5 protein-coding genes and 1 pseudogene are annotated in these 12,055 nt (G+C 57.8%); all 6 read right to left on the reverse strand.

The window, feature by feature from the left end; all coding sequences use genetic code 11:
- Positions 1–337: 337 nt before the first annotated feature.
- The gene (locus KJP29_RS19240; RefSeq protein WP_255553759.1) at positions 338–3,463 is read right to left on the reverse strand and encodes a DEAD/DEAH box helicase; all 3,126 of its coding nucleotides are present in this window, start codon (positions 3,461–3,463) and stop codon (positions 338–340) included.
- Positions 3,456–4,769, reverse strand: a complete 1,314-nt coding sequence (locus KJP29_RS19245; RefSeq protein ID WP_218465251.1) for an EH signature domain-containing protein — start codon at positions 4,767–4,769, stop codon at positions 3,456–3,458. The genes KJP29_RS19240 and KJP29_RS19245 overlap by 8 nt, the downstream gene beginning before the upstream one ends.
- A complete protein-coding gene (locus KJP29_RS19250; protein WP_218465252.1) occupies positions 4,766–5,737 on the reverse strand; it encodes an OmpA family protein in 972 nt (323 codons plus the stop codon). The genes KJP29_RS19245 and KJP29_RS19250 overlap by 4 nt, the downstream gene beginning before the upstream one ends.
- A gap of 2 nt (positions 5,738–5,739) precedes the next feature.
- Positions 5,740–7,803 carry a hypothetical protein gene (locus KJP29_RS19255; RefSeq protein WP_218465253.1) on the reverse strand — a complete coding sequence of 688 codons (2,064 nt, stop codon included), beginning with the start codon at positions 7,801–7,803 and terminating at the stop codon, positions 5,740–5,742.
- A gap of 227 nt (positions 7,804–8,030) precedes the next feature.
- Positions 8,031–11,126, reverse strand: a complete 3,096-nt coding sequence (locus tag KJP29_RS19260) for a type I restriction endonuclease subunit R (RefSeq protein ID WP_218465254.1) — start codon at positions 11,124–11,126, stop codon at positions 8,031–8,033.
- A pseudogene (locus KJP29_RS19400) lies at positions 11,126–11,650 on the reverse strand (DUF4268 domain-containing protein). The gene KJP29_RS19260 and the pseudogene KJP29_RS19400 overlap by 1 nt, the downstream one beginning before the upstream one ends.
- Positions 11,651–12,055: the final 405 nt, after the last annotated feature.

Raw genomic sequence — 12,055 nt, forward strand, 5'->3', positions numbered from 1 at the left:
GCGCGCCAGTTGATCACCTTCGACCGGGGGATCACCTCGTCGACTTACGCTCGATTAAGTCGCGAACACCTGAGAAAAGCGGCTAGCGCGTTGGAGTTCGACTAGGCGCAGGTTCATTGAACCAAGGAGCACAGTCTTACAAACAACAAAGGCGCCCGAAGGCGCCCTGTTTCTCAGTGCTCTAATTGGTCGGAGCGAGAGGATTCGAACCTCCGGCCCCTGCCTCCCGAAGACATTTCTGGCGGACAGGAAGCAGGAAAATTAGGGGTTTCAGCTTCGCAATGCCCCTAAGAAGTGCGCCTTGCGGCCAGATAACTGGGACGGTCCCCAGAAACGGTCAGGGGATAGCGTATGATCCATCCGGCCCCGGTTCGACCTGTTTCATTCCATCCCTGTCGAATTGCTCCTGCATGACAGCGTGCAAGGTCTTGCTGCCGTCTGATTTGACCCCGTCGTCCAGCGACCCCTGCAATCCATCCAGATCACCTTTCGTGTCACCCATAGGCCAAAGCGCTTGGTTCGCCATTCGCCTTTTCCTCTGCATAAGCGATTGTAGGAGGCAGTCGAAAGACTGTGCGCCGTAGCCTCGGTGGATCGCCAAGGGGACATGAACTTCGACCGGACGTTGTTGACCAATGCGGTGCACGCGATCATTGCACTGTTCTTCGACGGCCGGGTTCCACCATCTGGAGAGGTGGATCACATGCGTCGCCGCGGTCAGAGTCAGGCCCGTTCCAGCCGCCTTCGGACCCAAGACCAAGAGATCAAACCCATCATCCGCCATGAGGTGGCGTTGAAACCGGTTGACGATTGCTTGTCTCTTATTGATGGGCGTATCCCCATTGATGACGTCGACTTGCTCCAGTGCGAAGTAGTATTTCACGAGCTCGACGAACTTGAACTGCATGTCGCGGTTCTCGATGAACACAAGCGCTCTCTCGCCCCGTTGCGCGATCTTCCGCAGGATCTCCATCGTTTTTGACAATCGCACGCTCATCCGGGTGAACTCGTCCGGGTCACTTTGAGAGGCCGCGTTTGGGTGAACGGACACGGACCTGATATGCTGGAGCATCTTCAGGGCCGCGCCCGCGCCTCCGGCAGCCAACTTCGCCCTTGCCACATCATAGGTCGTCGCCTGAATTTCGGGCATGAAACCCGGGTGCAGTCGGCGGGTTTTTGAGGGCAAATCTTTGGCCACATCATCCTTCAGGCGCCGGATGCCAAGAGGCGCATAACCAGACTGCGGCTTGAACACGCGCGCGTGCAGATCGGTCATATTGTCTTCGTTTGGCACGCCATATGCGTCGCGGAAGGCGCGGCCAGATCCAAGATAGCCCGGTGCGATCCGATCCATGACGGTCCAGAGATCCATCGTGCTGTTCTCGATCGGCGTCCCGGTCAGGCCAAGCCGAAAATCAGCATTCATCGCTTCCGCTGCTTTCGACGCGATGGTGTCCTTGTTCTTGATGTTCTGGATCTCGTCCATGACCATAGCCGCGAAGCGGATACTTCCCAGCGAGTGCTGATAATTCGCGAGTGTGGTGTAGGTCGTCAGGATCCAGAACCTGTCGGCGCGCCCTTCCTCGATGGCTTCGTCGAGCCAGTCGAGATCAAGGTTCGGCAATCCCGATTGCGTCTCTTTTCCTCTCGACCCACGCTTCTTGAAGCCAGCGAGGTGGCTCCCATAGAGCCGGATACATTGCCCGAATTTTCGCTTCGTGACATGGGTTTCGACTTCGGCTTCCCAGTTACGCAGGAGCGACGTCGGCGCGACCACCAAAATAGGGCGGCGATGATTTTCCGGGCCTTCGCGCATGTTGCCCTGTAGCCAGTTCAGAAACGTGATGGTCTGGAGCGTCTTTCCGAGCCCCTGTTCGTCAGCGTTCAGGATCCCTGGTAACCCTTGTTTCCAAGCTTGAGTTGACCAATCGAAGCTCTCAACTTGGTGGAGTCGCAGGGGCGTCGTAATGCTCTCGGGCACGGTCGCCGGGATGACTGCGATCCGCGGTGCAAGACGTGCGTGCCACGCGACCTCGTCATAGTTGTCCAAAGTATCGAGGATGATTGGACCATCGGCAGCCCCGGTTTCCTCTTCCTCTTGCGCTCCCGCCTCACGACGCTCCTCGCGTGCGTCCAATTCGGCATTCAAGGCGACAACGCGCTCTGGTGTTGCTTCTACGGGGTGCCCCGCAACATCGACAGCCTCTGCGGTCCCCGCCTTAAGCGTGCGCTCCATCTCGACGACGACGCCTCTCAAGGCGTCATCGTCCATCCCTTCGATGGCCTCCAGAACAGCACTGGTAAAAACCTCGGGCAGCCACGCTGTCCCACTGCTTTCATATGCTTGTGCTGGCTTGACGTAGATCGTTGTGCCCAGCACGCGGTCGGAATATTCACGTGTCTCCACAAAAGCGGGTGCCGCGATACTCTCAATGAGCTCCTCCTGCTCGGCAGGGTCCAATTCTTTGAAATCGGCAGAACGCTCCAGGTGCTTTGTGACCGCTTCGGTGATGAATGCTCGAGGGTTCTGAATAAAGGCACGCCGTTCCTCGCGATCAGCATTCTGTGCGCGCACCATCTCCTCGAGAACCGGCGCCACGCTTTGGTCAACCACGAGATATGTATTGCCCTGCAACTGATATGCGGGGCGCGCGCCCCGACTCCTTAGCCGGAATTGAAACTCTGCAAGTTGTTCTCCAGACAGTTCCGAGTTGCTTTCCTGGACCTGGCCATCCGTCGGAGCCTCTGTGGCGAGCCGTTCAGAGGAAAACGGGATCACCTCGAATTGCCCAAGGCCCTTGTCAGGCGCGATGGAAAATTGGTTCGCAATACGGACAGTAAGGCCCTTCAGAAACCCCGACATGGCCAGACCCGCCATTTCCCGGTTCTCGGGCATTTGGCTTGGGATTTGCGCGTCCGGCTCCAGCATACGCCGGAAATCGGCGAGCACACGCCACCGTTCGTCTTCTCCCATCTTCCGGGTGTCGGAGTCCGCCAGATCGAGAGCCTGCTTGATCCACAAAGGCAGTCGCTTCGCGCCGCGAGACGTAGCGAGGATCGCACCAGTGCGTTTCGGTCTCACCGCCACACCATCCTCGCGCCAGATGTAGGACAGGCGGAAGTTGGTGGATGTGATCGACCCCTCGACATCGGTGCTCAACGTCAGGTGCAGATCCGGATCGAACCCGAGCGCCTTGGCCGCACCCGAGGTGAGCGCGGCGATAGCATCATGAGACGTCCGCAACTCTTGCTCACCGATCGAAACGCTTCCCTCATGGGTGTCTTCCCACGCCCGCAACTCACCCAGAGCAAAAAGGATATCGCGATCCTGCTCACTCGGATGCGCAAAGGACCGTTCCTTTTCAGAGCGCATGAGCCGGCTCAGAATGCTTTTCTTGGCAGGCGGGAACATGACCGTGATGTCATCCACTCCGACGACGTGTTTGAAAGCACCTTCAGACATGACGCTCCACCCATTCAGACCAACTACTGATCGGATGATGTGATCTACTTAACTTCGACTTCAATCTAATGGCGTCACAGTAATACATAGTCCCGTAGGGTGGAGGGGCCATGGGATCGTCCTTTTTGAAGATGTGCGTCTTATAACTGTGGCACCCATCGACGACTATTTTATTCCCTATCTGCATGATAAGAAGGGACGTGCTCCCACCTCGATCCATTTGTCGGCCAAATCTTTTCCCGGAAGTATCCAAACCTTTCCGGAGCAGCACTTCCCTTGAGTAAGATCGTGCATCGGTCCCAAAAGCGACCCATGCGGAGCGAATACGGCCCTCTTCAAAGAGTCTTAGCCAGAAATCACGACGCGGTGGCCACATGTGGCTGTCCTGTGTTGCGGTGATCGTATCGCAGAAGAACTGCATGTCCTCCTTTGTCAGCCATCTAAACAAAACATCCTTCAGCGCCTGATCAAATCCCGCCCATATGCCCCCGCTGTGTAAACGCGGATCATTGTAAGCAGCGATGATCGTTTCGGTCAGGTCGCTTTGAACGTCCGGCGGAGGCTTATCGTTCAACCAGGGTCTGACGAGCGCCTCCACGGCCTCCTGCGCTCCATTCAACAGCGGTTTCCCTTCTGCCGGGATTAGCCACTTCAAGAGGCGGGCGCGTGGATCCTCCTGCTTCAGGCTTCCCTGTATGCGGGAGACGAACTTGTGGTGAGCGGCAATCGTGATGCCGGCGGTGTGGGGAGACCTGAACCCAAGGTCCTTCAAGCCGTCATAGGGCGCGTCCATGCTCATCATCTTGTCTGCGATGTCGGAAGCGATCTTTGACGTGTCCAAAAGACCAGGAAAAAGCTCGAGCAACTGCTTGGGCCGAGGGCCAAACTGCCCCTTTCGCGTTTCAAGCGCCGTGGCGAGTTCGACCGTATGCTGTGACTTGTCGTCAAAACTATCGATGTAGACCCAGACCATTGCATCAAGGAAGGCACCGGGCTGGCATGCTGCAATCTCGTCCAAATAGAACGTCCGCACGTCATCGAGGTCGGGCCGATCGCGACGCTCGGCATCGAACACTGCGATTGCTGCGGAATTCACCCGCGCCGTCTTGAATCCATCCCAGTCCCAATCCTTTACCCGGCGCTTCATCTCCAGGGCCAGTTGTTCTCGGTTTCTTTCACTTGGCAGAGCCACCACGTCAGGCCACCTCTCCATGACACGCGAAACAGAGCGTCGGATCGGATCAAGCGAGGGCAAAGCCCGCACATTCAGTGGCAGAGGCCGCGAGAAGAATTCGCTCGATCTCATTCGTCGTCACCCACGACGCCAACAAGCATGTTCTTGATCGCCGTGATGCCATCGGTGTCGCGAGGCGTGACCATGATGAACCTAAGGTCGATCCTTCGATTGGTCGCGCGACCCTCAAGGGTGTCATTTGTGGCAACGGGACGATCCGGCCCATATGCAGCCACCGAAAGGACTGGCTGATCCTTCATGTTGTGATGCGCCATGATGTCGGGGGCCGCTGAAGTCATGGCAAAAAACGTCGTGTTGGCCCTCGCCGTAGACAGTTCTCGGTTCAATGAATCAGAGCCCTCATTGTCGGTGTGACCCTCGATCTGGACGGCCTCAACGATTGCGAACGCTGGGTTGCATTCCACATCGAAGGTTGACGCGTTCCCGACCGTGTAACAGGGCAGGACCTCGTCCAATCTCTCGGCGAGACGCGAAACGATTGATGCCTTGTCTTGCGTCAAGTTGGTGCGGCCAGACAGGAACAAACCCTCACCCTGAAATCGCAATGCATCGCTCTCTTCGCTGATCTCAACCTGAAGATCGGGGAAGTCCTGCCTCAGGGCATCCCTTAGCTTGTAAAGAACTTCGCGGCGGGTCCGCGCTACCTGAGCAAGGTATTCCTCAAGCGGATCCACTTGTTTCAAACGCGCGAGTTCCGCCTCAAGCTCCTCGATCCGAAGTTCTTGCTGAGCTACCACTGCCTCAAGCTCCTCGATCTTGAGTTTCTGCTGGGCGACCACGGCTTCAAGCTCTTCAATACGTTTGAGCCTGTCCTCTGCGAGCTCGGACTGCTCATCAAGCTTGGTGACAACCCGGTCATACTCCCGACGTTGAACCACGTCCTGTGACTTGAACTGGCTTGCGAAGAACGCAAGCAAGATCATGATGATAAAGAGAAATCCGACCGTCATGTCCGTCATGGACACGAAGGCACTTTCTTCCTCTTCCTCGTGACTGATCCGACGCGCCTGCGCTCGCATGCTTAACTCCTCCGAGCCTGAGTGGGCATGAAGTTCTCAGCCTGCTCGACGACTTGCCGCAAGGTGTCCAAGCCGGGTTGGAGTTGCCCCGCCATGTCCGAAACATGGTCTTGCGCAGTGCCAAGGGCGGCCTCGAGCTGGCGGTTATAGTCCACCAGCGCTCGCCCAATGAGCTCGTCGATCTTGTCGAGGTTCTCTGCCTCTTCGGACAGCTTCGACAATGCGGCGCGCGTCGCCTCGAGCGAGGCGCGAATGCCTTCCCTTTCGTTTCCGAGCGCGGTCTGCGCGGCTTCAAGGACGCCTTTCGCGCCCTCCGCCACCATCTTTGCGGAGGTCATAACGGTAGTGCTGGTTGCGTCCGTTGCCTCTGTCAGTTTCCGGATATTGACCTCGATCGCGTCCTGAGACGCCCGGAGCGGCCCGGCGGCAGACACCAGTGCCTTGCTTGCAATATCGAAACTGCCCGTTGCGGTGTTGATCGTGGTCGCTGTCTGCTCAAAGCTGGTTGCGGCCGTTCGTGCGCGACCAGCGCCATCTGCAATGGCACCCGATGCATCGGAAAGGCGCTCGCCGATCTGATCCAGCTTCCCGATGATGTCGCGCCCGATATTCTCGCCCAATTGCTCGCCAAGACGCGCGATTTCCTGACTCGCCCTGTCGAAGCTTTGCATCAAGGTCGAGCCCGCGCCTTCGATAGCTGTTCCGGCCTGAGCAGATGTTTCGGCCATGCGCGCTTGAACCGCTGCCGCACCCTCGGCAGCGGCCTCAGAGACTTGATCTCGGAAGCTTTCCGCTGCCTTCCGCATTTCCTCTGCGGCCCGGCTCATGGCGCTTGCACCTTCCGAGGTATTGTCCCGTATACCGGAGAGCGTATCGTTCATGACGCTCAACATGCGTTCTGCGCCTTCGTTCATGGCGTTTGACGCAGCCGCGCCCGTGTCCGAGACATTCGCCTTCAGATCCGCCATTGACGCCACAAGGTCCCGCAAGGCTGCGTTGAGAGTCTCGCCACTCTGTGCGTTCGTCGCTCCCATCTTGTCGAGCATAGTGTTCATGCGATCCGACGCTTCACCCAGCGATGTGCTGGCTTGGGTCAGAGCGGACCCGACGGAGTGGGAAAGCTGATCGCTCAGGTTGCCGACCAGTCCCTCCATGTTGGAACTGCCCATGCTCGAAACCTTCTCGAAGATGGGATTGATCTCCTTGGTAATCGTTGCTGAAATGTGATCAGGAAGCGCGTTGAGCGGTTCTTGGAGCTTTTCGACCATCGCAAACCCGATCTCTTGCAGGTGATCCTTTTGCCGCTCTGCGGCCTTAAGCTGCCGGAACCCGAGGTCTTCAAGGCTTACAAACTTCAATCGGCGTTCGATGAGCAGACACAGGGCGTGTAGCTCCCGATCGATCCGTCCTGCGCCCACACGCAAAAGGATCGTGAAAAGGATGGAGGCGGCGAGTCCGCTCAGCGACATGATGAATTTTGCCGACGCAATCGCCATGAATGCGCCCATCGCGGCATCCATGCCCGTATCGGGAGACGATCCGTCCATCTGCCCGGCAAACTGGCCCAACGCCGCAACGAGGCCAAGGAACGTAAAGAACAGGCCGAAGGACACGAAGATATTCGGCAGAATTCGGAACCAGCCCGGCCCGTAGCCCAAATCGTCGACGTACAGGAATGAAGAGGGCCGGATGGAATTTCGAAGCACGACGGGCGTGTCCCGTTCGACGTCATCCGCCACGATCGTTTCGGCGTATTCATCCCACGCCTCCCATAGCTTTTCCGCCGAATATGATGCCGATTTTTGTTCAAAGACGCGGGCCTTGAACTCTTCAAATCCGTCCGCAAAGGCCTGCACGCTTTCATATGCGGCGACCTCTCGCCTCATCGTTTTGATCGACCTCATCCGGGACCGGTGCTTAACCAAGAACAGAACTGCGACTATGACCATCGCGACCCCGATGCCCAATGCCACCAATCCCGGCGCGCTTTCAGACTTTGTAAGGTGATTGGCGATGGCCAAGATAAACTGAACGACGGCGTGTCCCGCGGACTGGGTTAGGTCCATTTCAAATTCCTGAACTCTTGAGGTATATTTATCCGAAACTTCGCATCTCTACTGACGGAACTCAATTGAGCTTCGAGGGATGCAGCACCTTCTGAAAGGTTAGACAAAGACACCAATTCCTAATTGCTCGCAAATTGAACCCGACAACATCAAGATGGAAGCCACTAATTCTCAAGGCCTGCGGTTGAAGCACTTGGGCAACGGCATGGTTCAAATCGCAGCGGGTTTCAGGCTGCGTTCCGGGCTAATGCTTCAGCCTGTTTGATAACCAGGATAACCGCCTCCGCCTGAAGGTCTGGCGGATAACCATATTTCCGAAGGATCCTCTTTACCGCCACCCGCATCCTCGCGCGAACATCTTCCCTTTCCCACCAGTCCACACCCGAACTCGCCCGCACAGAGTTCACCAGCTCAGTGGCAATGATCCGAAGCTCTTCGTTGCCAAGAACCTCTACTGCGGTTTCGTTCTGCGCGAGTGCGTCGTAGAAGCTCCGCTCCTCGTTCGTCAGATTGTCCGGCGGGACTGCATGAAGGTCCTTTGCGAGGGCGATCAGTTCCTGGATGACTTGAAGCGCATCAACGCTCCGATTGAGATATCTTGAGATCGCGCTGGTCAGGCGCTCGGAAAATTTCTCGTTCTGAACAACGTTGCCCCGGGTCCGCGCTGCGATCTCGCCATTGAGGAGCTTCTTCAGCGCCTCGACTGCAAGGTTCTTGTGCTCCATGTTCTGGATTTCCAGCAGGAACTCCTCCGACAACACGCTGATGTCCGGACGATCGAAACCACAGGCTTCGAGGATGTCGATGACTTCGGTAGACGCTACCGCTCGGTTCAGAAGCTGCTCGATCGCGAAGTCTGGACTGTTGCCGCCCTTCCTCCCCCCGGTCACGTCAAGCTTTTGCAAGGCGGATCTGACCGCAAGGAAAAAGGCGACTTCTTCCGCGTTGTCTGAGGCTTCCAGGGACCCCGCAGCCAACTTGAATGCTTTTGCCAGACTGGCGACGGCATCCATGTATCGTTTCCCAAAGTCATCAATTTGCTCGTTGCCGTCTTCGCGGGATTTCTTCAGGATATGATCTGCGGCCTTCGGCAAGATTTCGATGCGATCGGCGCTACTTCCTCCGAGAGCGCGAGAGTAGTCGAAGCCGTGGAAAACGCCGCGCGCGACGTCCAATGCCGTCAGGAACGCAGCCACGGCTTCGCGTTCATCCACCCCCGTCTGCGCTTGATCGCCTTGGGAATAGTGGGCGAGAGCATTCTTCAACTCGGCTGCGAGACCGATATAGTCGACAACCAGACCCGCTGGCTTTCCAGAGAATACCCGGTTTACTCGAGCGATGGCTTGCATGAGCCCATGACCTTTCATGGGCTTGTCGACATAGAGGGTGTGCATACAAGGCGCGTCGAAACCCGTCAGCCAAATGTCCCGGACAATGACCAGCTTGAGGGGGTCTGATACATCCTTATACCGCCGTCGCAGTCCCTCAAGACGTGCCTTGTTGCGGATATGCGGCTGAAAGTTAGCAGGGTCAGTCGCACTGCCGGTCATAACGACCTTCACCGCCCCATCGTCGTCGGTGTCCGAGTGCCAGTCTGGCCGAGCCGCAACAATGCGCTCGTAGACATCGACGCAAATCCGCCGGCTCATGCAGACGATCATCGCCTTTCCGTCGATGGCCTCGAGCCGAGCGTCGAAGTGGCTCAGGATATCTTCGACCACTGCATCAAGCCGCGTTGGTGCCCCCACAAGTTTCTCGATGCCGGACCAGCGACGAGCCGCGGCGTTGGCTTCGTCGTCTGCCAACCCCTCTGTTGCCTCGTCGAACTCTTCGTCGAGCACTTCTTTGACATCGGCATCAAGCTCGATTCGGGCTACGCGGCCTTCGTAGTAGATCGGCACGGTTGCCCCGTCTTCGACGGCCTGAGCGATGTCGTAGACGTCGATGTAGTCGCCAAAGACGCTTCTGGTATTCGCACCCACAAGCTCGACAGGGGTGCCCGTGAACGCCACGTAGACTCCATTTGGGAGTGCCGAGCGAAGGTGATGCGCCAGTCCGCGGCGCAGTTCGCCCGACTTTTCGTCGATCTTCGCGTCGAACCCGTATTGGGTGCGATGGGCCTCGTCCACCATGACGATGACGTTGGATCGACTGGTGAGTTCCGGGAAGTCGCGCCCCCGTTCCGGGCGAAACTTCTGGATGGTCGAGAACACGATACCGCCAACCTCTCGGTTGAGGCGGGTCTTCAGATCGTCGATGCTGTCAGCTTGAACCGGATCTTCGCCCAGAAGATCCCGACACCGCCCGAACGTCGTGAAGAGCTGGTTGTCCAAGTCGTTCCGGTCCGTAAGGACAAGCACGGTCGGATTCTCGAGCTCGGGCAAGTGCATGACCCTGCCCGCCAGGAAGGTCATCAGGAGAGACTTGCCTGAGCCCTGCGTATGCCAAATGACCCCGCCCTTTCCATCGTCGCCACGAGCGGTGACGATCGAGTCGATCGCCTTTCGAACTGCGTGGAACTGATGGTAGCCCGCAGCTTTTTTGATCGGCCCTTTACCTTCGTCTTCGAAGACAGCGAACCAGTGAAGCATGTCCAACAGCACAGCGCGATTGAGCAGACCCTCGGTCAACGTCCCGAGCGCGAGCGCTTCGTTCTCTCGGATGACGGTTTGGCCATCAACCGTCCGCCATTGCATGAACCGGTCCAAGTTCGCCGATAGCGTGCCGTAGCGGGCGTTGAACCCATCGGAAACCACGGAAAAGATCGTGCTGCGAAACAGGTTCGGGATGTCGATCTTGTAATTCTCGATCTGCGTAAAGGCCGCTTCGATATCGGCGCCTTCAGTGCCCTTGAGTTCGATGACAACGAGCGGCATGCCGTTCAGATAAAGCACGATGTCCGGGATACGTGCGACGCGACCCACCATGTCGACCTGGTTGATCGCCTGCCAAGTGTTAGCCTTGTCATCCCAATCCACCAGCCGCGCCCGGGCGTTGCGTTCTTCCCCGTTAGAGAAATACGCCACCGGCACGCCGCGGATCATGAGGTCGTGCATGCGCCGGTTCTCTGCGATCAGATCGCCGCCCAGCGCGTCATCCGCGACCTTGGCCACGACCTCATCCACCGCGCCCTCGGACAGGTCCGGGTTGAGCCGCGCTACGGCGGCACGCAGCACCTTCTTCAGGATCGCGTCATGAAAGCTTCTGCGTTCCGGGTCGCGAACCTCGGGCGAGATATCGGCGCCGGATCTGACCTCGAATCCCTGTTCTCGGAGCTTTTCGAGCATCCCGAGTTCCAGATCAGATTCAGAATTCCAGGCCATCAGTGATCAGCCTCCCCAGCCTTCAATCTTGGTGAGAGTTCGCCAATTGGTCCCGCGAAAGCCTCCTCAATCCGCTCATACGAATTCGCCAACCACTGGATCGCATCGGGCCAGTTTTCCTCGTTGAGGTGATCGAACGTGTTCGTCGCGGAGATAAGGCATCGCGTCAGATGGTCTTTGCGGTCCCACGCAAGTTCAGTGCCGGCCTTTTCCTCAATCGCCTCGCACTGCTCGAACAGCTAATCAAAGATCCACTTGTTCTCCTGTGCGGAGCGTCGCTGAAGCACGATGTCAACGCGCGTCTCGTTGCCAGCGATGACGAGGCTCAAAGCACATTCCGGGATTCCGATACCGCAGCTCATCCAATTGTCGCGAGACGGACGGAGGTTCTGAAACCTTTTCCGTCCCCGCTCCGCGAGTTCCTCGAGCGCGAGGGTCCAGAACGCCAGTTTCCGCTCCTGACCACGCCGCGACGCGCCCTTTGCCGACTTCTCTTCGATGTCCTTCTCAGCCATCCGGATCATATAATCGGCAGCCTCCGGGGTCGGGATCACCTGTTGAAGGTCCACGAACACCTCCTCCTCGAACCGATAGGGGATGACCTTCACGCAGCGGGCGTCGATCTGATGTTCGCGCAGCCACAGGACCGTCGCGGTCACCTCCTTGCGGAAGTTCGCCGCGATGAACACGATCCGCTGGTTGGTGCCGTCGTTCAGCACCACCTCGTCCAGCGTGTCCTCGCCCAGAAACTCGCAGATCCGGCCCGCCGCATCGCCGCCGCCGTTCCGCTCCAGATACTGCTGATAGATCCCCACGGCCAGCCAACAAGCTCTGCAAGTTCATGTTTGTCGTCACCTGCGCCCTCGAGCGCTTTCTCAAGCTCCCTGCGCTTTGCCGTTTGCCGCGACTTTCTGAAGGACTCGAGACGC

It is taken from the genome of Maritimibacter sp. DP1N21-5, assembly GCF_019218295.1.
Lineage (GTDB): Bacteria > Pseudomonadota > Alphaproteobacteria > Rhodobacterales > Rhodobacteraceae > Maritimibacter.

Bases quoted from the DNA above. Each gene is read 5' to 3' on its own strand.
- KJP29_RS19260 (WP_218465254.1), bottom strand. From the start codon at position 11,126: ATGGCCTGGAATTCTGAATCTGATCTGGAACTCGGGATGCTCGAAAAG.
- KJP29_RS19250 (WP_218465252.1), bottom strand. From the start codon at position 5,737: ATGCGAGCGCAGGCGCGTCGGATCAGTCACGAGGAAGAGGAAGAAAGT.
- KJP29_RS19245 (WP_218465251.1), bottom strand. From the start codon at position 4,769: ATGAGATCGAGCGAATTCTTCTCGCGGCCTCTGCCACTGAATGTGCGG.
- KJP29_RS19240 (WP_255553759.1), bottom strand. From the start codon at position 3,463: ATGTCTGAAGGTGCTTTCAAACACGTCGTCGGAGTGGATGACATCACG.
- KJP29_RS19255 (WP_218465253.1), bottom strand. From the start codon at position 7,803: ATGGACCTAACCCAGTCCGCGGGACACGCCGTCGTTCAGTTTATCTTG.